The 22494-nt window shown below is 68.1% G+C and carries 17 protein-coding genes and 2 tRNA genes; 16 read left to right on the top strand and 3 right to left on the bottom strand.

The genetic code is table 11. The features are described 5' to 3' along the window. Positions 1 to 56: 56 nt before the first annotated feature. On the top strand, positions 57 to 2861 hold the full coding sequence (locus tag PT931_RS00185; RefSeq protein ID WP_456243675.1) for a S8 family peptidase: 2805 nt from the start codon (positions 57 to 59) through the stop codon (positions 2859 to 2861). A 53-nt stretch (positions 2862 to 2914) separates the two neighbouring features. Here the strand turns inward: PT931_RS00185 and PT931_RS00180 are convergent, their stop codons facing one another. Both PT931_RS00180 and PT931_RS00175 read right to left on the bottom strand, forming a co-directional pair. Further along, the gene (locus tag PT931_RS00180) at positions 2915 to 4090 is read right to left on the bottom strand and encodes a hypothetical protein (protein ID WP_456243674.1); all 1176 of its coding nucleotides are present in this window, start codon (positions 4088 to 4090) and stop codon (positions 2915 to 2917) included. Continuing rightward, the gene (locus PT931_RS00175) at positions 4087 to 4590 is read right to left on the bottom strand and encodes a SigE family RNA polymerase sigma factor (RefSeq protein ID WP_456243673.1); all 504 of its coding nucleotides are present in this window, start codon (positions 4588 to 4590) and stop codon (positions 4087 to 4089) included. Before PT931_RS00175 ends, PT931_RS00180 begins: the two co-directional genes overlap by 4 nt. 70 nt (positions 4591 to 4660) lie before the next feature. Here PT931_RS00175 and PT931_RS00170 point away from each other — a divergent pair, with 70 nt between their 5' ends. The 6 genes from PT931_RS00170 to PT931_RS00145 all read left to right on the top strand — a co-directional run bounded on the left by PT931_RS00170 (position 4661) and on the right by PT931_RS00145 (position 11789). Then, positions 4661 to 5407 carry a CPBP family intramembrane glutamic endopeptidase gene (locus PT931_RS00170; RefSeq protein ID WP_456243672.1) on the top strand — a complete coding sequence of 249 codons (747 nt, stop codon included), beginning with the start codon at positions 4661 to 4663 and terminating at the stop codon, positions 5405 to 5407. A gap of 163 nt (positions 5408 to 5570) precedes the next feature. Further along, positions 5571 to 8597 (top strand): S8 family peptidase, encoded by a 3027-nt coding sequence (locus PT931_RS00165; RefSeq protein WP_456243671.1) that lies wholly within the window; start codon positions 5571 to 5573, stop codon positions 8595 to 8597. 441 nt (positions 8598 to 9038) lie between these two features. Then, positions 9039 to 9128, top strand: a tRNA-Ser gene (locus PT931_RS00160). 46 nt (positions 9129 to 9174) lie between these two features. Next, positions 9175 to 9247: transfer RNA gene (locus PT931_RS00155), tRNA-Arg, on the top strand. A gap of 485 nt (positions 9248 to 9732) precedes the next feature. Beyond that, positions 9733 to 10203 (top strand): DUF4352 domain-containing protein, encoded by a 471-nt coding sequence (locus tag PT931_RS00150; protein ID WP_456243670.1) that lies wholly within the window; start codon positions 9733 to 9735, stop codon positions 10201 to 10203. Positions 10204 to 10511: 308 nt separating this feature from the next. Then, a complete protein-coding gene (locus PT931_RS00145; RefSeq protein WP_456243669.1) occupies positions 10512 to 11789 on the top strand; it encodes a helix-turn-helix transcriptional regulator in 1278 nt (425 codons plus the stop codon). On the opposite strand, the gene PT931_RS00140 is transcribed toward PT931_RS00145, so the two are convergent. Continuing rightward, a complete protein-coding gene (locus tag PT931_RS00140) occupies positions 11778 to 13502 on the bottom strand; it encodes a S9 family peptidase (protein WP_456243668.1) in 1725 nt (574 codons plus the stop codon). The two genes, PT931_RS00145 and PT931_RS00140, sit on opposite strands and share 12 nt — an antisense overlap. Positions 13503 to 13647: 145 nt before the next feature. Between PT931_RS00140 and PT931_RS00135 the strand changes: the two genes are divergently transcribed. From PT931_RS00135 to tyrS, 9 genes are all read left to right on the top strand, one after another. Then, positions 13648 to 14346, top strand: a complete 699-nt coding sequence (locus PT931_RS00135) for an HAD family hydrolase (protein ID WP_456243667.1) — start codon at positions 13648 to 13650, stop codon at positions 14344 to 14346. Then, the gene (locus tag PT931_RS00130; RefSeq protein ID WP_456243666.1) at positions 14343 to 15341 is read left to right on the top strand and encodes an alcohol dehydrogenase catalytic domain-containing protein; all 999 of its coding nucleotides are present in this window, start codon (positions 14343 to 14345) and stop codon (positions 15339 to 15341) included. The genes PT931_RS00135 and PT931_RS00130 overlap by 4 nt, the downstream gene beginning before the upstream one ends. Positions 15342 to 15361: 20 nt before the next feature. Next, positions 15362 to 16456, top strand: coding sequence for a hypothetical protein (locus tag PT931_RS00125; RefSeq protein WP_456243665.1), 1095 nt, complete (start codon positions 15362 to 15364; stop codon positions 16454 to 16456). A 10-nt stretch (positions 16457 to 16466) separates the two neighbouring features. After that, positions 16467 to 17351: a radical SAM protein gene (locus tag PT931_RS00120; RefSeq protein ID WP_456243664.1), complete on the top strand. Its 885-nt coding sequence runs from the start codon at positions 16467 to 16469 to the stop codon at positions 17349 to 17351. Continuing rightward, on the top strand, positions 17348 to 18364 hold the full coding sequence (locus PT931_RS00115; RefSeq protein ID WP_456243663.1) for a hypothetical protein: 1017 nt from the start codon (positions 17348 to 17350) through the stop codon (positions 18362 to 18364). Before PT931_RS00120 ends, PT931_RS00115 begins: the two co-directional genes overlap by 4 nt. A gap of 14 nt (positions 18365 to 18378) precedes the next feature. Next, positions 18379 to 19047, top strand: a complete 669-nt coding sequence (locus PT931_RS00110) for a class I SAM-dependent methyltransferase (protein ID WP_456243662.1) — start codon at positions 18379 to 18381, stop codon at positions 19045 to 19047. Further along, on the top strand, positions 19044 to 20132 hold the full coding sequence (locus PT931_RS00105) for a hypothetical protein (protein ID WP_456243661.1): 1089 nt from the start codon (positions 19044 to 19046) through the stop codon (positions 20130 to 20132). Before PT931_RS00110 ends, PT931_RS00105 begins: the two co-directional genes overlap by 4 nt. Then, positions 20129 to 21052, top strand: coding sequence for a glycosyltransferase family 2 protein (locus PT931_RS00100; protein WP_456243660.1), 924 nt, complete (start codon positions 20129 to 20131; stop codon positions 21050 to 21052). Before PT931_RS00105 ends, PT931_RS00100 begins: the two co-directional genes overlap by 4 nt. 107 nt (positions 21053 to 21159) lie before the next feature. Beyond that, positions 21160 to 22494: tyrosine--tRNA ligase (tyrS, locus tag PT931_RS00095; RefSeq protein WP_456243659.1), on the top strand; the 1335-nt coding region annotated here is incomplete at its 3' end.

Genomic DNA, 22494 nt, shown 5'->3' with positions numbered 1-22494 from the left:
CCTCTATTCCGTCGATTTCCGAGGCCGTGGCCGCGGGCCCGGCGGGGACATACATCGTGCAGCTGGCCGGGGAACCGGTCGCCGCGGCGAAGCCCGACCAGGACACCCGGCTGGACACCCGTAGCGCGGCCGCGAAGCAGCGCACCGGACAACTCGCCCAGAGCCGGTCGCAGGCCCTCAAGTCCGTACCCGGTGTGAAGAAGCTGTACGACTACCAGTACACCTTCAACGGGTTCGCCGCCCGGATGACGCCCGCCCAGGCAGCCAAGATGGCCGCCACCCCCGGGGTCAAGGCCGTCGTGAAGGACGAGGTCCGCACCCTCGACACCGTCTCCACCCCGAGGTTCCTCGGGCTCGACGGCGCGACCGGCACGTGGGCCAAGCAGTTCGGCGACGTCGGCAAGGCCGGTGAGGGCGTCATCGTCGGCATCGTCGACAGCGGCATCCGGGTCGAGAACCCGAGCTTCGCGGCGCTCCCCGAGCCCCGCCCGGACCAGGCCATCATCAACAGCAAGTGGCGTGGCACCTGTGACCCGGGCATCACCTGCAACAACAAGGTGATCGGCGCGCACTGGTACCTGTCGGGCATGGCCATCCCGGAGGAGCACCGTTCTCCGCTGGACTTCGACGGCCACGGCTCGCACACCGCCAGCACCGCCGCCGGCAACAACAACGTGACCGCCGTCGTCAACGGCGTGCCCGTCGGCCAGATCTCCGGCATGGCCCCGGCCGCCCGGATCGCCGCCTACAAGGTCTGCTGGGAGGTCGACAACGCGGGCAACGCCAGCTGCTCCACCGCCGACTCCGTGGCGGCCATCGACCAGGCGACCGCCGACGGCGTCGACGTCATCAACTACTCGATCAGCGGCTCGCTGACCACCAACGTCGACCCGGTGGCCATCGCGTTCTACAACGCGGCCAAGGCCGGCGTGTTCGTCGCCACCTCGGCGGGTAACTCCGGCGACCAGGGCGCCAGCACCAACGCGCACAACGCGCCGTGGAACATGACGGTCGCCGCGAGCACCCACGACCGGAACTGGTCCGCCAAGACCACCCTCGGCAACGGCGCCTCCTACACCGGCGTCGGCCTCGGCCCGGTCGTCCCGTCCGCTCCGCTGGTCCCCGCCTCGGCGGTCGGCAAGGACGGCGCGAACGCCAACGAGGTCCGGCTCTGCTTCGTCGGCACCCTCGACCCGGCCAAGGCGGCCGGCAAGATCGTGGTCTGCGACCGGGGCACCAACGGCCGCACCGACAAGAGCCAGGCCGTGAAGGACGCGGGCGGCGTCGGCATGCTCCTGCTGAACACCAGCCCGAACTCGCTGAACGCCGACTTCCACTTCGTCCCCACCATCCACCTCGACAACGTGGCGGGCGCGGCGGTGCGGGCGTACCTGGCCGGCGCCTCCCCGACCGCCTCGTTCGCGGCCGGCACCCCGGTCCCGGGCCGTGCGCCGTCGATGGCCGCGTTCTCCTCGCGGGGACCGGGCCGGGTCTCCAACGGTGACCTGCTCAAGCCCGACATCACCGCCCCCGGCGTGGACGTCCTCGCTGTCGTGTCCCCGGACAGCAGCAACGGCAACGGCTTCGGCACCCTGTCCGGTACGTCCATGTCCAGCCCGCACATCGCCGGCCTGGGCGCGCTGCTGAAGAGCAAGCACCAGGACTGGGGCCCGATGGCCATCAAGTCCGCGCTGATGACCACGGCCAGCCAGAAGGACAACGCGGGCCAGCCGATCCAGCGCGACGGCGTGAACGCCACCCCGTTCGATTTCGGTGCCGGGCACGTCGTGCCGGGCAGCGCGTTCGACCCGGGTCTGGTGTACCTGTCGACGTACAACGACTGGGACCGGTTCCTCTGCGCCACCGAGGACGCGCTCAAGCTGGACTGCGACGGCGTGCCGAAGCGTGACGCCAGCAGCCTGAACTACCCGTCGATCGCGATCGGCGACCTGCCCGGCGTGCAGACCGTCACCCGGCGGGTCACCAACGTGACCAGCACCAACGCGATCTACCACCTCGATGTCGAGGCCCCGCCCGGCTTCACCGTGGAGGTCACGCCGACCAAGCTGGTGGTTCCGGCCGGCGGGTACGACGACTACAAGGTGAAGTTCACCCGGACGACGGCCCCGTTCAACGTGTTCCAGTTCGGCTCGCTGACCTGGCACGACAAGCCCGGCCACAAGGTCCGCAGCCCCATCGCGGTCCGGCCGACCCCGGTCACCGTCGCCAAGGAGATCTGGGGCACGTCGGCCGCGGGCAGCCGTGACCTGGGCGTGGACACCGCGTTCGCCGGCACCGTGACCGCCTCGGTCAACGGCCTGGCCGCCGCGAACGTCACCCCGATGGTGCTGAAGAACCCGACCAGCGGGTCCTTCGACAACGCGAACCCGACGACGAGCGACCACACCGGCAAGGTCGTGGTCAACGTGGCGGCGGGCGCGGACCTGATGAAGTTCGCGACGTTCGCGGGCGAGTACCCCGAGGGCACGGACGTGGACCTGTTCGCGTACCTGCAGACCCCGGGCGGGCTCGTCCAGGTCGGCAACAGCGGCGGGCCGGACGCGGAGGAGTCGATCTCGCTGGTGGCCCCGGCCGCCGGCACGTACGAGATCTACGTCGACCTGTTCAGCCTCGGCATGGGCCACTCGGACGTGACCATCAACGGGTACGACTGGGTGCTGGCCGGCAGCGCCGGTAACGCCTCGGTCAGCCCGACCGGCCAGCGCGCGCGGGTCGGTGGCTTCGTCACCTTCACGCTGAACTGGTCCGGCCTGGAGCCGGGCAAGCACTACCTGGGCTTCGTGACCTACGGCGACGGCACCAGCGCCGTCGGCGGCACGACGGTCCGGGTCGACCCGTAACCAGCACCGACAGATGAGAACGGCCCCCGGTCACCCGGGGGCCGTTCGTCGTTTCAGCGCAGTGGCGCGGCGCCCGTGTCCGGAATCAGGCCCGGCACCCGCAGCAGGGTGACCCCGCCGGTCGCGGGCTGGATCCGGAACAGCTCGCGACTCCGCGACCCGATCAGGCTGGCCTCGGTCTCCCACCCGAACGCGTCGAAGATCTCCCCGAAGGTGACCACCGACGGCTTCGGTGCCGTGAACAGCGCGTCCAGGTCGACCACTGTCAGGTGCGCCTGGCCGTTGTGCGACTCGTTGACGTTGACGGCGAGGCGGCGGCCCGAGGGGGACAGGCTGCCCGCGAAGCCGTAGCCGCCCAGGTCGCAGGATCTGCGCAGGACCCGCATCCCCGGGGCGAACTCCAGCTCGGCGACGCACTGCCTGCCGTCCGGGTTCGTGACGACCCCGACGAGGGCACCCGTGTCGGGGCGGCGGCCGAAGACCCGTACCACGTGGGCGTTGTCCTTCGTCGTTCTGACGTAGTCGCCCCCGTCGGGTACCCAGACGTCGTGTTCGTCGTCCTCGCCCCGGTTGAGCGCGCCACTGAGCAGCACGACCTTTCCGGTGTACAGGACCGGACCGGTCTCGACCGCCGCCGGCGCGACCGTGGACCGCTCGGTGACGAGCACGCCGTCCGCGGTGACCGTGCCGACCGACAGCAGGGTGTCCGTGCGCCACGCGACGGACCGGGTCTTCGGGGCGACCGCGACCTGCCGGACCCCGGGGGACAGGACCCGGGGCTGCTGGTTCAGCCGGAGCAGCACCAGGTTCCACTCGTTGTCGATGGCCAACCAGCCGTCGTCGAGGCGGACCACCGTCGGCGAGGGCCGGTCGTACAGCGTGGCTTCCTTCTGGTCGGCGGGCCGCCAGATCCGGACCCCGTCGCGGTAGGACGAGGCCAGGATGTCCACTACCGGCGGCGCGTCGGGGGCGACCTGGGCCGTGGGGGTGGGCGTGCCGACGCCGACGGGGGGCGGGCCGGCGGGCAGCACCCGGGGTTCGCCGTGGCCACCGAGCGCGGCCGCCGTGCCCGCGAGCAGCACCAGGGCCGCCAGCGCGCCGGTCGCGAACCGTCGCCGGCGGATCACGCCGGCTCCCCGGATCGCCCGGTCGGCCTGGTCGGCGACGGCGGGCAGTACGGCGACCTGGCCGGACATGCTGCGGCGGAGCGCGTCCTCGAGGGCGGTCATCGTGTCATCACCCCTTCCAGAGTGTGGTCGCCGAGGCGGGTGCGCAGGGTGCCGAGCGCGCGGGAGGTCTGACTCTTCACGGTCCCGACACTCACACCGAGTAGTCGGGCGGTTTCGGCTTCGGTCTGGTCCTCGTAGTACCGGAGCACGAGGACCGCGCGCTGCCGGGTCGGCAGCAGTCGGACCTGCTGCCAGAGCGCGTCGCGGGCCAGCAGGGCGTCGGCCCCGTCTGCCTCGGCGACCTCGGGCAGGACGTCGGTGGGCCGCTCGCCGTGCCACCGTCGCCGCCACCAGCTGGTCGCGGTGTTGACCAGCACCTTTCGGGTGTACGGCTCCACCGCCCCGATCTCCCCGAGCCGCCGCCACGCCAGGTACGTCTTGGTCAGCGCCGTCTGGAGCAGGTCCTCGGCCTTGTGCCAGTCACCGACCAGCAGATAGGCCGTACGGAGCAAAGCGGGCGACCGGGCAGCCACGAACTCGCGGAAGTCCTGTTCGTTCATCGGGCCCTCTCTGGTGGTTGTCCCCGGACGAGACGCGCTGGGCGGGCCCGATGGTTGGCATACTTCCCGGGTGGAGACGACGACGACAGCACGCCCGGGGATCCGTACCGAGATCATCCTGGTTCTCGGTTTGTCCCTCGGGGCGTCCGCCGTCTACTCGGTCGTGAGTCTGGTGGCCAAGCTCACCGCAGGCAAGGCGCTGGCCGACCAGAGCGCCACCCTGAACGCCTCCCAGGCCCCGGGCCGGCCGTGGCTCGACCTCACCTACCAGCTGCTCGGGATCGGGTTCGCCGTCCTGCCGGCGTTCTTCGCCGTGCACCTGCTCCGCCGCGACGACCCGAACGCGCTGCGTACCACCCGCCGACCGGTGTTCGACCTGGTCACGGGCGCTGGCCTCGCCGCCGCGATCGGCATCCCGGGCCTCGCGCTGTACATCGGAGCCCGGGCCCTGGGGCTCAACGCGAGCGTGGTGCCCGCCGCGCTGCCCGAGGTGTGGTGGGCGGTGCCCGTGCTCGTCCTCGCGGCCGTCCAGAACGCGGTACTCGAAGAGGTGGTCGTCGTCGGCTACCTGATGACCCGGCTCCGCGAACTGCGCATGCGGCTGCCCCTAGTGATCGTTACGAGCGCGGTGCTGCGCGGTTCCTATCACCTGTACCAAGGGTTCGGCGCATTCGTCGGTAACGCGATCATGGGCCTGGTCTTCGGTTATCTCTATTCCCGGACCCGTCGGGTGTGGCCGCTGATCATTGCGCACGCGCTGCTCGATATTGTCGCCTTCGTGGGCTGGACACTCGGAGGTAACAAACTTGTTCATTAACAGGGCTCAACCTCAATAGAGACTTAACTGGGTAACGGCTCTATCACGAGATTGTCTGGGCACTCCCCTGGTCACGGCTGCACCAATAGGCTCCGGCCAGCGTGGACACCCCTACCCCTGCGGGTGTCCTGAGTACGGAGGCCCTGTGTCAAAGAAGAAGACAGTGGCACTCGCGCTCCCGTTGGCGGCGTTCACCGCGCTGGCCCTGGGATCCCCGAGTATTGCCCTGGCCGATCCCGTATCGGCGGACAAGTACGCACCCGGTTACTACATCGTCCAGCTCGACGCCAAGCCCATCGCGGCGTACGCCGGCGGCGTCAACGGCCTGGCGGCCACCAAGCCGGCCGAGGGCCAGAAGCTCGACGCCCGCAGTGCTGTCAGTGACAAGTATCGGCAGTACCTCGGCAAGAAGCGTGACGAGGTCGCCAAGAGCGTCGGCGTCAAGCAGGAGGTCACCTACGACACGACCTTCAACGGCTTCGCCGCCCAGCTGACCTCCACCCAGGCGGCCCAGCTCGAGAAGACCGCGGGCGTCAAGAACGTGGTCAAGTCCGAGATGCTGACCGTGGACACCTTCTCCACCCCGAAGTTCCTCGGCCTCGACGGCGCGGCCGGCGTGTGGCAGAAGCAGTTCGGCGGCCAGGGCAAGGCGGGCGAGGGCGTCATCGTCGGCGTCGTCGACTCCGGCTTCTCCCCGGACAACGGCAGCTTCGGCCCGCTCTCCGAGCCCCGGCCCGACGCCGCGCAGATCAACGCGAAGTGGAAGGCCGGCTCGGTCGTCGGCAACACCGACAATCGTGACGGCACGGTCGTCTGCGACGCGGGCACCGACGCCCCGGCCAAGGCGGCTCCCGTCGCCTGCAACAACAAGGTGATCGGCGCCCGCTGGTACCGCACCGGCATCAACCAGATCCCGGACGAGTTCGACTCGCCGCGCGACTACACCAGCCACGGCAGCCACACCGCCAGCACCGCTGCCGGCAACGCCAACGTGGCGGCCAGCGCGCCGAACGGCTACCAGTACGGCAACATCTCCGGCATGGCCCCCGCGGCCCGCCTCGCGATCTACAAGGTCTGCTGGGCCACCGACTACGTCGGCGGCAACAACTGCTCGAACATCGACTCGGTGAAGGCGATCGACCAGGCCGTCTACGACGGCGTCGACGTCATCAACTACTCGATCTCCGGCTCGCGGACCTCGGTCGTCGACCCGGTCGAGATCGCGTTCCTCAACGCCGCGCAGGCCGGCGTCTTCGTCGCCGCCTCGGCGGGCAACTCCGGCGACACCGTCGGCGTCAGCTCCGTCGCGCACAACAGCCCGTGGCTGACCACGGTCGCCGCCAGCACCCACGACCGGGCGTTCCGCAAGAGCGTCACCCTGGGCAACGGCGCGACCTACACCGGCCAGGGCCTCGGCGACGCCGTCCCGCTGAAGGACCTCGTCGACTCGGTCAACGTCGGCCTCGCCGGCAAGCCCGCGTCCGACGTCGAACTCTGCTTCGTCGGCACGCTCGACCCGGCCAAGGTCGCCGGCAAGACCGTCCTGTGCAAGCGGGGCACCAACGACCGGACCGCCAAGAGCCAGGCCGTGAAGGACGCGGGCGGCGTGGGCATGGTCCTCTACAACCCCACCCCGAACTCGCTCGCCGCCGACCTGCACGCCGTACCCAGCGTGCACGTCAACAACGTCGAGGGTGCGGCCATCAAGGCGTACATCGCGGCCGGCAACGCCAAGGCCTCGTTGAGCGTCGCCACCCAGTACGCGGCCCGCGCGCCGGAGATGGCAGCCTTCTCCTCCTACGGCCCGGCCCTCGCCGGTGGCGGCAACCTGCTGAAGCCGGACATCACCGCCCCCGGCGTCGACATCGTCGCCGCGGTCAAGTCCAACGGCACCACCCCGCAGTGGGGCTCGATGCAGGGCACCTCGATGTCCAGCCCGCACATCGCGGGGATCGCGGCCCTGATCAAGGGCGCGCACCAGGACTGGTCCCCGATGGCCATCAAGTCGGCCATCATGACCACGGCCACCCAGAAGGACAACAACGCCCTGCCGATCCAGAACCTCGGCAAGGACGCCACCCCGCTGAACTTCGGCGCGGGCCACGTCCAGCCGGCCAAGGCGTTCGACCCGGGCCTGGTGTACGAGTCGAACCTGGAGAACTGGTTCAGCTACATCTGCGCGCTCGGCCAGAAGCCGTCCGCCGACATGATGGACCTCAACTGCGACGACTTCCCGAAGATCGACGCCAGTGACCTCAACGGCCCGTCCATCGCGATCGGGGGCCTCGCCGGCACCCAGACCGTCACCCGGACCGTGAAGAACATCACCAACAAGACCGCGCTCTACACCGCCAAGGTCGAGGCGCCGGCCGGCACCTCGGTCGTCGTGTCCCCGTCCCGCCTGGCGCTCGCGCCCGGCAAGTCGGCCACGTTCACGGTGAAGATCACGTGGAGTGGTGCCGAGCTGGGCAAGTACACCTTCGGTGCGCTGACCTGGAACGACGCCAACGGCCACTCGGTCCGTAGCCCCATCGCGGTCCGCCCGCTCGGCCTGGTCTCCCCCGGGGAGACCCCGGTCGGCGCCGGCACCGACGGCTCCACCACGGTCGACATCAAGTCGGGCTTCACCGGCACCCTGACGACCACCCCCGCGGGCCTCGTCCCGGCGACGGTCAACACGGTCAACCTGAAGATCGGCGCGCACAAGTTCGACAAGACGAAGCCCGCCACCAGCGCCTTCGTCGGTGCGCTCGAGTTCAACGTCCCGGCCGGCACCACCCTCAGCCGCTTCGCGACCTTCAACGCGGACTACGCGATGGGTACCGACGTCGACGTGTTCCTCTACAAGAAGTCCGGCACCACGCTGACCCTCGTCGGCGAGAGCGCCGGCGGCTCGGCCGACGAGTCGGTGACCCTGTTCGGTTCGGGCACCTACGTCGTGTACATCGACCTCTTCGGTGGTGCGGTGGGCGCGACCGAGGTGGGCATCCAGCACCACTCGTGGATCGTGGGCGGCACCGCCGGCAACCTGACGGTGAACACGCCGTCCCTGCCGGTGGTCCTGGCCAAGCCCTACTCCCTGACGGCCACCTGGTCCGGCCTGGAAGCGGGCAAGCGGTACCTCGGAGCGCTCCAGTACAGCGACGGCAAGACGGCCCTGCCCGTCACCATCGTGAGCGTGCACGCGTAACACGTTCCCGGTCAGGGGCCCCGTCGGTTCGCCGGCGGGGCCCCTTTCTGTCTGATTCTTGCCAGTTTCCCAATTTGAGCGTGGATTGTTGTACTTCATGAGGGGCGCTCGGGTGCCCCTCGTGCCCAACCCGGATTGGCCGCCGCGGGTGGGCTGCGGGATGTCGTCGACCTGAGCCCGGCCCCCCGGTCCGGTTGGCGGTGTCCCGGGTGGTCGGGTCCGCCCAGAGTGGGTGGGCCCGGCCACCTCGGGGGTGTCCGGGGCCTGGGGCGGGTTGGTGTTTGTGCTGCTTGACCTGGGTGTTTGTGCCGCTTGGCCTGGGGGTTCTGGCGCCTGGGTGGGTGGGCGGTCCTGGGAGGCCGGCCGGCTTCGGTACCGCTTTGCGTCACCTGAGCCAGACCCTGTATCCTCAACCGGCGGCTCGGTGTACCGAATCGTTTGGGAGGCTTCGCCTAGTCCGGTCTATGGCGCCGCACTGCTAATGCGGTTTGGGCTTAACGCCCATCCGGGGTTCAAATCCCCGAGCCTCCGCCCAAGTTTGGGGCACACACCTCGGTGTGTACACTAAACGAGGTTTGCGCCCGTAGCTCAATGGATAGAGCATCTGACTACGGATCAGAAGGTTAGGGGTTCGAGTCCCTTCGGGCGCACATAGTTTGACCTGGGCTCCTTCCTCCGTTCGGAGGATAGGGGCCCAGATCATTTTGGCCCATGCTCGGGCTGATTCCCCACGCTTCCCCGCTTATCCCCGCTGGTAACCAGGACGCCCGAGCAACAACGGAGCAGCACAGAACCCTGTTCATGCGGGGAGTTTGCGCCTTGTGGTGGGTCGTGGGACTACCCGTCTCCCGGCAACTTCGCCGAACAGCGCCGTTCAAGTTCGTCACCTTCACCCTGTAGCCCCACGGCGCGTCGTGACCGCGCGGCCCCAGACGCACTCGAGCTGCGTTGGGCGGATTGATGGTCGGTGTGGCGGGAAGAGCGTGCTAGCGCCCTCATGCGGGCAGAATTTGCCAAACTCCAATCAGGGCAAATTGGAAATTGGTTTACTTAACTGACAATTCCAGAGGCTCCGGCTGGGTCATTCAGACTGCTCGCGCCTCGGGTGGACGCAACAGCGGCTCGGGAGGTGCACATGAACGGACGCAAGCTGGTCACCGTCATCGCCAGCGCTTGGGTATGCGCAGTGCTGATCGCGTGTGGCAGCGGCAGTGAGAAGTCGAAGGAAGCGCCGTTCGTCCCCAGTACGGGAGGAGCTACGACCGCACCGGCTCCTGCAGCTTCACCGGTGAAGCTGACGGCGAAGGCAACCGCGTTCAAGCCCAGCGTCCTTCACGACGGGGGCGACTTCACCAGCGTGGAGGTCACGGTCACCAATGACAGCAGCGAAAACGTCTCGGTCAACCCGCTGAGCTTCACGATCACGGCCACCGACGGAGCCAAGCACAACACAACCCTCGGCGAGGACGAGAGGCAGCTCGACACGCTTAACCTCGCCTCCGGGGAGCACGTCACGGGAGTAATCACTGCGGAGGGCAAGTTCCAACCCGCGCGAGTGACCTTCAACGTGAACTTTGGGAAAGCAGTGACTGCCAACGTCCAGTAGTCGCCTTGTTGCCACTAGCTGTCGCGGCTGCAACGTCGTCCTGATGGCTGTCGACGTCACGGGTGCTCGGGTGAAGCGCAGGCTGGTTACCGCAAGCAGGACGCCCGGGACGGCGTCGAGCAGTACGTCCACCCAGGCCTGCGACGGCCGAGTTGGGGAGTCACGGTTGGCCATGGTGGGCTCGCTCATCGATTGGTATGTCGGTATCGTCGGGGTGATCGCAGGTCGCGTTCATTCTGGGCTGGTGGTCGGTTGCACCGGGCCATTCAGAGTTTTTGGCCTTCTTTTGCGCGCCACCGGGGGTGTAGATGGCTCAGGCTGCCCGACGGCTTCATCCGCAACTCTCGCCGCGGCATGCGTTCGGTGCTGCCGTGCGGGAGTGGCGAACGTTGCGTGCGCTGTCGCAGGCGGACCTTGGCACGTTGGTATTCGTCAGCAAGGACCAGATCGGCAAGATCGAGAAGGCGCTTCGCTGGCCGTCCCCAGATCTGGTGACAGGACTCGATGTCGCCCTCGATGCGGGTGGTGCGCTGGCGGCGTTCTGGCCGAGTCTGCAGGCGCAGCGCCAGTCCTCCAGGCAGCCATCGCTTCCGACAACGACGAGCCTTGAGCAGGCCGCGTTGGACTGGGTGCTCGTAGACTCGGCACCGCGCATGTTGGCGACCTCCGAAGCGCACTGGATCGACGAAGAGGTAGCTGTTGGTGCCTCACGGCAGTTGGACTGGTTCCGTCAGCTCGATCATGTTCACGGAGCTGGGCGGATTCACCCTTTGGTCTCCAGCTATGTGGGAGCCGAGCTTGAGCGCCTGCTCGCTGGGGTACCTGTAGATCAGGAGACGGCAGTACGTCTGTACTCGACGGCGGCCGGATTCTGGGAGCTCGCTGGCTATCAGGCCATCGACCTGGGCAACGATCAGCATGCCCAGAGCTGCTACCTCCGTGCCCTTGAGTTGGCCACAGCAGCCGGCGACAGGCTCTACGGGGGCTACCTGCTTTCGGTGAGTAGCGCGCACCTCGCCCTACATCTTGGAGATGTCAGCGGAGCCCTCCGGATGGCCAGGGCAGGCTTGCACGGAACGCAGAAGATCTCCGGGCCGGTCGTGAGATCGGCATTCGGTTCAGTGCTGGCACGCGCGTACGCGCGTGGCGGTGATGAGCAGGCCAGCACCCGCGCGCTCCTGGATGCGGAGGCGGACTTGGCCCGAGGCGTGCCTGGCGAGGAGCCGGCTTGGATCGGCTACTTCAGCCAGGCCTACCTGGCCGACGAGATGGCGCACTGTTTCCACGATCTGGGTCGGCAGCGGTTGGCGCAGGAGCAGGCTGACGACGCGTTGTCGCGGATCTCGCCGAGTCACGTCCGACGGTTGGCGATCGACACCGCCCTCATGGCGTCGTCGCTGGCTCGGGCCGGCCAGGTGGAAGAGGCGTGTTCGACCGGGCGCAGGGCGATTGACTACGCAGCCCAGACGTCCTCGGCGCGCAGCCGGCAACGGGTGTCTGACCTGCGGGAGGAACTGGTCCCGTTCTCCGGGCTCCCCCTGGTCAGGGAGTTCGAGGACTACGCGCGTGAGGCGCTACCGGCCTGAGTCGATCACGCTCTGGAAGAAGCGCAGTTCGGCTTCTAGCGCTGCGGAAGTAAGCGTGGGTGCGGAAAGTGTGTGGCTGGCGGTGTCGAGGAGGAGTAGCTCGTAGCGAGCTTGACGGTCTTGGAGGTCTCGGGCCAGGTCGAGGGTGTCGGAGGCCGAGGTGATCGGGTCTGCGGCGCCGTGGATCAGCAGCACCGGAACGTGGACCACCTGTGCGCGCACCGGGCCGGCGCCGCCGTCGAGGGCTGCGGCGTGGGCGCGTTGGAAACGCGGGACGGTCGTCTCCCACCGTTTCGGGTCGATGATCGGTGAGCGGGCGGCTGCGGCGGCGAACGGGCCATCGTGACAGGCGGCGTGCAGCGCGGTGTACCCGCCGGCGCTGGCCCCGCAGATGAAGACCTCGCCAGCGACCGCTTGGCCTGTCGCGAGGAGGTGCTCGGCGACGGTGCGGCAGTCGGTGACGTCGTCGAGGCCCCACCGACCGTAGAGGGCCTGGCGGAAGGCTCGGCCGTAGCCGGTGCTGCCCCGGTAGTCGACGTCCGCGACGGCAAAGCCGTGCCGGGTGAAGAAGTCGATCTGAGGATCGCGGCGGAACGTGACGCCGTCAGTCGGGCCCGGATGTGCCCGCACGATCAATGGGGCCGGACGGGTCGACTCGGCTTCCACCGGCGGGTGAAGTAGAAAATGAATTCCCTCGGCGACCAGCGCCCTAGGCATTGGGAAGTCCGATCGCTGAGGCGGCTGGCCTGCGATGACCTCTTGGGCTCCATCCATGTCGACGAGAACGACGGCAGGCGCGGTGGTGGGGGTGGCGGCGATCATCGCCACCCGATCGCCGAAGGCAGCCAGATAGGGCTTGATCGAGGTGTACGGGAGATTGAGCGCCCGGACCTGCCCGGACGGACTCACGAGGGTGAGCTGGTCGCGCATCTCGTTGCGCACGATCATCGCAACCGTTCCATCGGGCAGGAACGCATAGCTGGAGTACCCGAGTTCCCAGGGCGCCGCCGCGCACTCAGCCGCCATCGGGGCAACGGGGTGGGAGTGGGTGCCGTCCCAGCGGTAGAGGTTCAGCCAGCCCGAGCGGTCGGACATGAAGTACAGGGAGCCGTCCGGAGCCCACCGGGGCTCGACCACTGACTCCTCAGGGCCACCCGCCACCAGGACCTGGTCCTTGGGGAGGCCGCCGCGTTCGTAAGATGCGAGCCAGAGCTCGGTGCTATCCCAGGGCATCTGGTCAACGCCCCAGCTCAGCCAGGCGAGCTTGCCTGGTGCGGGAGATGGCGCGGCCAGGAATCCCGAGGATCGCACCAGGATCCGTTCGACGCCTGTCGATGTGTCCACGGCCGTTATTTTGTCTCCAACGAGCGCTTCCCTGACACGGAAGAGGTCACCGGTTCTCAAGGCCAAGTCGCCGAAGCCACCGGTACGTCCATCGCCAAGGGGCACTGGTCGGCCAGCTGCGCCGTTCAGCGGGACGAGGTGAACTCGGCCGTCCTCAGCCGCGACGCACCACACCCCTTCGGGCGCGACGGCGAACGAGCCTCCGCCGTACGCGTGCACCGCGTTGCCAACCTCGAAACCCGGTGGTGTGAGTCGGGCAGCGCCCTCGTCCTCGCTCCAGCTCATCAGCGAGGTGCCGTCGTCGTCTGACTGCAGCCAGAACAGGTGCTCGCCGCTGGAGGTCAGTCCGTCAAAGGCCGCGTTGCTCACGTCCCGATGCTACCCAGCCGTGACGCGATCCACCCGGCTCCGGCGATGCGGACAACCGTGCTGTCCGCATCCGCCCTCTGGAACGTGCCTCCTCGGTACCCGTCAATGGAAAGCAGGGATTGGCGGGCTCGACGAGGAGGTACGCATGGAGCGGCACATTGAAGGCGTCGTCTTCGACCTGTTCGGCACGCTGGTCGAGGCCCCGAACGATGCCGAGCGGCTTCGGGCAGCAAGCGCTCTGGCCGCGTGCATGGATGCTCGGCCGGCCACGGTGAACGCGGTGCTCGTGGAGAGTTGGCAGCAGCGTCATGACGGAACCTTCTCCCAGGTCGAGCATGTCGCGCGGTACCTGAGGCGCTGTTGCGGAGCCCGCGCCGCGTCTGAGCCAGCGATTCGCGAGTGCCTCGCGCAGCTGGCAGTTCCCCGGCTCCTGGCCGACGGTGGCGTCCTCGCTGTTCTGCGGCAGCTTCGGGAGCGGGGCTTCAAGATCGGTGTACTCACCGATGCGGCTCCTGAGGTGGCCGACGCCTGGCCCGGTAGCGCGCTCGCGGACGCGGTCGACTCGGTGGTGTTCAGCTGCCGGACAGGCGGAACCAAGCCAGATCGCAGGCTGTACGCCGCCATCGCGACCGGACTCGGCGTGGCCGCCGCCGACACCTTGTACTGCGGCGACGGCGGCGGTGACGAGCTCGCCGGTGCCCAGCGAGCCGGGATGCACCCTGTGCGGGTACGACGCCGAGGCGGCTCGGGAACCCTGGCCTTCGGCGAGCGCCACTGGAACGGTCCGGCTGTCACCCAGGTCGAGGACATTCCCGCTCTTCTCCAAGGGGTGCGGGTCCGATGAGCCAGTACCTCGCCTGGACCGTGCGTGACCGCGAACTTCAGGTCGCCTCGGTCACGATGCCGGAACCCGACCCAAGAAACTCCCTGGTCAAGGTCCGCTACAGCGGGCTGTGCGGAAGCGATCGAGCGAAGCTGGACCCGTCCTGGACAGCCCCGCTGCCGGAACCTTGGTACCCCGGGCACGAGATCGTCGGCATCGAGGCCAGATCAGGCCGGTGGGTAGCCGTCGACCCGCTCGTACCCTGTGGGATCTGCCGCAGTTGCGGTCGCGGCCAGATCCAGCTCTGTCCGAACCTCCGTCGGATCGGATGGGACCTGTCCGGCGGGCTCGCCGAGGTGCTCGCCGTGCCGCAAAACAACCTCGTACCGCTGCCGCCCCTGGCAGATCCCGCGCACGGAGTGCTGGCCGACCCGATGGCGGTCGCACTGCACGGCATCCGTTGCGGGCTGGCTGGCCTGACCGGTCGGCTGGGCATCGTGGGTGGCGGGGTGCTCGCCGTCTGTACCGCAGTCTGTGCCCGCGCCGCAGGATGGGAGACCCACCTGGTGGTTCGTGATCCGCAGCGCGCCGCAGCCCTCCGGTCAGTGCTCGACGTCGGCCTCGTCCGGCGTGCCGAGGACCTACCGGCCTGCGACGCCGTGATCGACGCAGCCAGCGGCACAACAGACCAGCCCATCCGCCAGGCGCTGAGCGTCGTCCGGGACGGCGGCACCGTGCTGGTTCAGAACGCCTACGCACCCGACGTCCTGCTGTCCTCTCCGCTCCGCGACCTCTTCCGTCGCTCGGTGACGCTCCGTGGCTCCTTCTCCTACTGCCGAAGCAACGGTCGTGACGACTTCCGTGAAGCAGTCGGGCTGCTCGCCTCCGGTGGCGAGTGGCAGGCACTCCTCACCAAATGCCGGTATCCCCTGGCCGACCTGAGACGAGGGCTTTGCGACCTGGACCAACCAGGCATGACGCGACCGTTTCGCGTCCTGCTGACTGCCGAGATCTAGACCCACAAGGAGTACGTGGCATGACCAGCCTCGCCGCAGAACTCGTGCACCGCATCAACGGCCCAGACGACATCCCAGTACAGCTCGTCCACGACGGCATGCTGCGCCTGCTCGCCCTGCCCGACGGGCGAACAAGGGACGTAATGCTGGGCAGCGCGCTCACCGGCCTGCTGCTCCGTGGCCCCCGCCGGCCGGAGGTGAGCGCCGCCATCCGCGCCGCACTCTCCCTGGACGGAACGGGTCAGGAGTCCGTCGACGCCGACCTCATCGCCTACACCGGCAGCGGGAAGAAGTCGGTCAAGACGTTCAACATCAGCACGTGTGCTGCCCTGGTCGCAGCTGCGGGTGGCGCGCGGATCGCCAAGCTCGGCTCGCGCAGCGCCTCTTCGCTGACCGGGTCGAGGGACTTCATGGAGTACGTCGGTGTCCCCAGCGCGGGACCGCCGGTGGACGAGATGGCTGCCGTGGCCAGTGACCTCGGATTCGGGTTCTTCTCGATCGAGGACCGGATTCCCGAGTTCGACAGCCGCTACGGCGGCCGATTCCAGGCCGTGCACGCGCTGAGCCTTGGCTTCCCCGCGTTGCTGAGCCCGGTGAGGTGCACCAGCCACGTCTACGGGCTCGCCCACCTCGCAGTGGAGGACTCGGCCCGGCTCCTGGCGGGATTCGGACTGCCGGACGTCACGGTCATCGGCTCCCAGTTCGCCTCCGGCGGCCACGTGGACGAGCTGATCGGTGGGGCGATGGTCCGCGCGTGCCGTGTGCTCGACGGGGTACTGGACGACGAGACCTCGGCCGACATCGTGATCGGCGCAGCCACCCGACCGGCGGACCTCGCGTCGGTCATGCAGCACGCGGACCCGCGAGGCAACGTGTCCTTCGCCCTGAAGGTGCTGGCGGGCAGGGCCGGCGGTGGGGCCCGGGACGCCGTGGTGCTCAACGCGGCGCTGCTCCTGTGCGTGGCGGGGGTCGCCCCGACCTACGAGAAGTGCGTGGTCCTCGCGGCGGACATCGTCCGAGCCGGGGCCGGCATCGACGTCCTGACCAAGTTCATCGAGATCACCGGCGGCTCCGGCCGGGAAGTCCAGGAGCTACTCACGTCCGGACGAGACTGAGGGAGGCAGCATGCTCACGCTCGACGAACTGCCCATCGTTCACCTGGTCCTCAACACCGACTGCAACGCCTGGGACCTCACACCCACTCCGGGCTCGCCGGGAGTCTGCCGGTTCTGCTACCGGGAGCGCAACCGGGTGTCCACCGATCCGGACACCGTGCGCGCGGTCATCGACCGGGTCCGCGCCGAGTCCAGCGCCCGACGGATCGTGCTCACTGGCGGCGACCCGCTGATGCCGTACGACAACCACCTCGAAGTCGCCTTGGAGCACAGCGCACAGTCGGGCTTCGAGCTCAACCTGCACACCAACGGACTGCTCCTCTGCGAGCGCTACTCGGAAATCAAGGACCACGTCGGCGTGTACTCGCTCGCGGTCGACGGCCCAAACACCGAGATCGCTGACTGGTTTCGGGGTGAGGGCTACTTCGAGCGTTTCCACGCCAACGTCGAGATGCTCACCGCGGACAAGCGGACCCTGGCCTTCAACACCTTCACCACAGCGACCAGCGCCGAGAAGCTTCCGCAGCTGGCCGCACAGCTCGCAAGGTTCGCCGAACGAACGCCGGTCGAGTACTGGCTGATCTCCCAATACAGGCCCATCGGCCGGGCCAACCAGGGAAAGGCCGAGCTGTATGGCTACGACCCGGCCGCATTTGTCCTAGCCGTCGATGGGATCCGCGAGCTGGTCGACTTCGAGGTCTTCGCGCAGCCCACGCGGCCACCGGAGGACCCGTATCCGTTCCGGACGTGGGTGCTCGCCGACGGCAGGGTCACCGCAGACCTCGGCAGCGTCGCGGCACCCCGCAACGCGGTCCTCGGCAACCTGCTCACCGACGGCTTCGAGCCCCTCATTCGGCAGGCATTCGCCCTACGAGACCAAGGAGTCCCCGCATGAGATTCGACAGCGCCTACTACGACCAGGTCGTCGGCCTGCACAAGTACGAACGTCTCGGCCTCGGCACCATCGACTTCAGCCTCGCGGGCCTCGCCGCCGAGGACCTGCGCACCAAGTGGCTCTGCCACACCGGGGGCGGCGAGTTCGCGACGGCCGTGCAGTCCGGCACCCGGACCGTCGTCACCACCGGAGTGGGACTTGGTGGCCCGCCGCACGCCGGCACGCTGTTCCAGCTGCTCCGAGCAGTCCACCTGCAGCAGGCCGGTCTCACGGTGCAGATCGTCCTCGGTGACCTTGACTCCTACAACGCCCGGCGCACGCCACTGGGCGCCGTGCGCCGGCTCGCCGACCAGTACGAGGAGTTCGTGCTCCGACTCGGCTTCGAACCTCGCCGGGGCATCCTGCGCCGCCAGGAGGACTCGACCGAGGTGCTGGCCACCGCGTACCTGCTCGCCCGCCACCTCCAGGACGAGGACTTCCTCTGGGCGGAGGAGGACCTCGCCAGCCTCTACCGCGACCACGGAGTGTTCGACCACCTGGACTTCGGCATGAAGCAGGCGACCCTGCTCATGGCGGCCGACTTCCTGCACCTTCTGCGCGACGGCTGCCGAGTCCTGGTGTCCCTCGGCGTGGACGAGCACAAGTACGTCGCCCTCGCCCGGCGCGGGGCCGAACGCTGGGGCCTGCAGGCTGACTGGCTCGCTGGCGTGTACACGAAGTTGATCCCCGGTCTCAACGGCCTGCCGAAGATGAGCAAGAGCATCCCCGGATCGGGCATCGACGCCTCCATGCGCCCCGACCGCATCCGAGACCTGCTGGCCGCGGAACCGGACAACGCGCTCGAGGACGACGGCTCCGCGCTGCTGCAGATGTACGCCTGTCTCCCTGAGGTCGGTGGCCGTGAGTTCGACCAGGCAGCCGCCGCCCGACGCGCCCAGGGCGGGGAATGGCGGACGCTCCGCGCCCAGCTCACCGACCGGGTCACGGACCTGTTCGCTCTCTGGCCCCGATGACGAGGAGAACTTCGATGACAACCCTGGGCAGTTCCGAGACCTACTTCATCCGACCCGGCTACCGCAGCCGCGAGACGGTCGAGTACTTCCACGACCTGACCGACGGCGTGATCTGGCAGCCAGACGTCTACCCGTACGCCGCTGAGCAGGCCATCCGCCACGGCCGCGACGTGATCATCGATATCGGCTGCGGGCAGGCTGGCAAACTCGCGGCGCTTGCTCTCGGGTACCCGTGTTGGACCTACGTCGGTGTGGACTTCGGCGAGAACCTGACCTGGTGCCGCGAGAACCTTCCCTTCGGGACCTGGGTCGACGCCGACCTGGAGACGGCCGAACGCCTTCCGCTCAGCCGCGAACTCGTTCAGCGTTCCGTCGTGGTGTGTTCCGACGTGTTGGAACACCTTCTCGACCCGACTCCGGCGCTGAAGATGATTCGTGGCCTCCTTCGGGACGGCTGCGCCCGAGCGGTGCTGTCCACCCCTGCCAGGGAGCAACGCAGCGGATACGCCGACCCAGGTCCGCCCCGCAACCCCAGTCACGTCCGCGAGTGGACGAGCGACGAGTTCGAGGCACTGCTCAACGCGTCCGGCTTCGAGGTCGAACACGCGAGCCTGACCCGCAGCGACGACGCGAGCGGCGGACTCACGACCCAGCTCGTCGTCGTGAACCTGGGCCAGGAGTGATCGAGATGGCGCCCCGCCTGCGAGTCCTACACCTGCCCGCCCGAACCCCCTACGTCTGGAAACTTCGCGGTCCGGACTTCGACATCATCAACGGCACCAAGATCAAAGACGGTGTCGAGGTACCGGCCGCCGTGGGTGCCGAGTGGGTCCTGAGAAACCGGCCGCTCAACTGGTTGGACGTACTCCACCTGCACCACATCGAGTTTGAGGACCTGGCCGCGTTGGAACGCCTTCTCGATGCCTGTGGCGCCGACGGTGTCCGAGTCGTGTTCACCGCACACGACCTGACCCCCATGTTCGGCGAGAACGGCGAACTCCTCGAAAAACTGCGCCTCTTCGAAGCCGCAGGAGTGAGCTGGATCTGCCTCACTCCTGGATCTGCCGACGCGATCGCCAAGCTCGTGGCCGAACCTGCGCCAGTGGCGGTCATCCCGCACGGCTATGTCGCGGCACCGGACGCCCTGGCCGGCCGCGAACGGATCCCTGCGGCTCGGGCCAACCGCTATCTCATGTTCGGCGCCACCCGTCCCAACCGCGACCAGATCTCCACCGTCGTCAACTGGAGCCTCGGCACCGAAGCCCCTGACGCCCGACTCGACCTTCTGCTTCGAGCCTTCAGCCCTGTCGACTTCTCGCACCCCGCCAGCCGTGTGCCCCAGCTCCTGGACGCCGTGCGAGCCGATCCTCGAATCCAGGTCACGATGCGCCCGTACCCCACGGACGCGGAGGTGATCAACGCTGGGCTCGGGGCCGACGCGCTACTGCTGCCCTACCTGTGGGGAACCCACTCGGGACAACTCGAACTGGCCTTCGATCTGAACCTCCTACCCATATGCGCGTCCACCGGGTACTTCCAACAGCAGTACGAGCGGCACAAAGGGCTCGTCCCAGAACCCGAGTGGTTCGACTGGTCGGAGGGGCATCCGTACCTGTTCGGCGAGCGTTTCCTCACAGCTCTCGACCGCGCCGCCGAACTGCTGAGCAGCGGCACCCGACAACTCGACCCGGCCTTCCTGGAGTACAGGCGCGAGGAACACCGACAGATCCTCAACGCCCACGCCCGCGTCTACGGAGGGCACCGGTGACCGGCCTTCTGCGGATCTCGATCGTGATCCTCTGCCACAACTACGGCCGCTACCTCGACCAGGCGATCACCAGCTGTCTCCACCAGGAACCCGGCGACTACGTCCTGCACGAGATCGTCGTGATCGACGACGGCTCCACAGACGAGACCCTGGATGTGTGCGCCCGCCACGGCGACCGGATCAGAATGATCAGCCGCGCCGCGCGCGGATTCGGCCAGACACTCACCGACGCGATCCAGTTCAGCACGGGGGACTGGGTCGCCCCGCTCGACGCGGACGACTGGCTCCACCCCGCGAAACTCCGTACCTGTGCGGCGGCGATCTCCGAGAAAGTGATGCTCCTTCAACACTGGGAGCACGTCGTGGGAGAGGACGGCCAACCCATCCTTGAGCGGCCTCATCCGGGAGGGAACACCAGCACCCTGCTGATCCGCCGCGACGTCGCCCTCAGCCTCTTGCCGGTCAGCAACGAGATCTTCTTCCACGCGCTCCGGGAAGTCGGACACGGAGTCGAGTTGCCGGACCCGCTGACCTACTACCGGGTACACGACCAGAGCATGACGGACCGCCGAACCCCCGGCCTGTCACAGGACTACCGCGCGAGCGTCACCCTGGATCTGGTCGAACGCCTCAACCAACTGCGACTCAACCCGCCCAACTGGGCAGCGGCCTCCCACCTCAAACGAGCAACGTGGCACTTCCGGGCGTTGGCGGCCAGGCACCAGGCCGAGGCGGCGCTCCAACACGGGGCCCGAGGCCGCGCCCTCCACGCCTTTGGGCGCATGCTGATCGATACCATCAGGGCGGGCGATCCGCTCTCGCCATGTGGCCGAGTGTTCGTCAGCGTCATGAGCGGACGCCCGCTGGTGCGCCTTGACCGAGTCAGCAAGGAGCAGCCCGAATTCCCGCGAGCATGCTGATCATGGCCGCTGCGGGAGAGAATTCGGCTAGCTCAGTACTGGTAAAATGACCGTTTTCACGCACGGGACACAAGAACCCGTGACCGAACAGGGAGCCAAGCCCGACCATGAGCCGTTTGAGTGAGTCCGTCAGCCGAGCGATGACCATCCTCGACACCGCTGACCTCTCCTATGACGGCGTGGTCGCGGACCTGCTCGCCGAGACAACCGCGCGGCGCGGCCTGGACCTGTCTGACCTCACGGCCCGCGAGCAGGCTGAGCTGATCGCCGGCCGGTCGCTGAACTTGATCCCGTCCGTGGGCAGCCTCACCGCTGCGATCGAGAAGGCCGCGGTTGAGGGCCGGCCGCTGGTGGTCAAGTACGGCATCGATCCGACCTCGCCCGACGTGCACATCGGGCACGCGGTGCCGATCATCATCGCCAGCCGGTTCCAGCGCATGGGGCATCACGTCGTGTTCATCATCGGCGACGTCACGGCGAAGATCGGTGACCCGTCGGGTCGGTCCAACGAGCGCCCGGCGCTCACCGACGCCGACATCGCCGGGAACCTGAGCACCTACCAGCAGCAGGTCACGCCGTTCATCGACTTCGCGCGTGCGGATCTGCGGTTCAACGGTGAATGGCTCAGTGAGATCCGCTTACCTCAGCTGGTGGAGATCATGTCGCGGGTGCCGGTGTCGATGTCGCTGCAGCGTGAGGACTTCCGTACCCGCCTCGCCGAGGGCCAGGGCCTGTCGCTGGCGGAGTTCATGTACTCGATCGTCATGGCCCTGGACTCCGTTGCCATCACCGCCGACGTCGAGCTCGGCGGCGTCGACCAGCTGCTCAACCTGCAGATGTGCCGCAAGGTCATGGAGATCTCCGGCCAGAAGCCCGAGTTCGTCATCACCACCCCGCTGATCGAGGGCACCGACGGTACCGGCGCGAAGATGAGCAAGAGCAAGGGCAACTACGTCGGCCTCACGGCCAGTCCCGACGACGTGTACGGCCGGCTGATGTCGATCCCCGACCACCTCATCGAGCCGTACCTGCAACTCCTCACCGAGTGGAGCGACGCGGAGATCGGCCACATCGCCAAGCGCCGCGAGGACGGCAGCGCGCACCCCATGGCGATCAAACGGCTCCTGGCCGGGGAGATGGTCGCCGCACTGCACGGACTCGAAGCCGCCGCTGCCGCTCGGGCGGAGTTCACGGCCCGATTCTCCAAGCGCAGCTTCGGCGACACCCAGAACCTGCCGGTCGTGTCCTTGGGTGCTAGCGGGGACGAGTTGCTCGGCGCGCTGATCACCACTGAGCTCGGGTTCGCCGAGAGCATCAAAGCGGTACGCCGGACCGCCGTCGGCAACGGGCTGCGCCTGGTTCAGGAAGTCGACGGAGAACAGCACGTCATTTCACTCACCGAGGAGTCGGTCTACCAGCCACTGCGAGACGAAACACACTTC

The organism is Longispora urticae, assembly GCF_053902585.1.
The sequence above is the reverse complement of the archived record's forward strand: the minus strand, read 5'-3'. Positions and strand labels throughout refer to the sequence as shown.

Coding starts and splice junctions, on each gene's coding strand:
- PT931_RS00180 (WP_456243674.1), bottom strand. CDS start 4,090: ATGACCGCCCTCGAGGACGCGCTCCGCCGCAGCATGTCCGGCCAGGTC.
- PT931_RS00175 (WP_456243673.1), bottom strand. CDS start 4,590: ATGAACGAACAGGACTTCCGCGAGTTCGTGGCTGCCCGGTCGCCCGCT.
- PT931_RS00150 (WP_456243670.1), top strand. CDS start 9,733: ATGAACGGACGCAAGCTGGTCACCGTCATCGCCAGCGCTTGGGTATGC.
- PT931_RS00145 (WP_456243669.1), top strand. CDS start 10,512: ATGGCTCAGGCTGCCCGACGGCTTCATCCGCAACTCTCGCCGCGGCAT.
- PT931_RS00135 (WP_456243667.1), top strand. CDS start 13,648: ATGGAGCGGCACATTGAAGGCGTCGTCTTCGACCTGTTCGGCACGCTG.
- PT931_RS00130 (WP_456243666.1), top strand. CDS start 14,343: ATGAGCCAGTACCTCGCCTGGACCGTGCGTGACCGCGAACTTCAGGTC.
- PT931_RS00125 (WP_456243665.1), top strand. CDS start 15,362: ATGACCAGCCTCGCCGCAGAACTCGTGCACCGCATCAACGGCCCAGAC.
- PT931_RS00120 (WP_456243664.1), top strand. CDS start 16,467: ATGCTCACGCTCGACGAACTGCCCATCGTTCACCTGGTCCTCAACACC.
- PT931_RS00115 (WP_456243663.1), top strand. CDS start 17,348: ATGAGATTCGACAGCGCCTACTACGACCAGGTCGTCGGCCTGCACAAG.
- PT931_RS00110 (WP_456243662.1), top strand. CDS start 18,379: ATGACAACCCTGGGCAGTTCCGAGACCTACTTCATCCGACCCGGCTAC.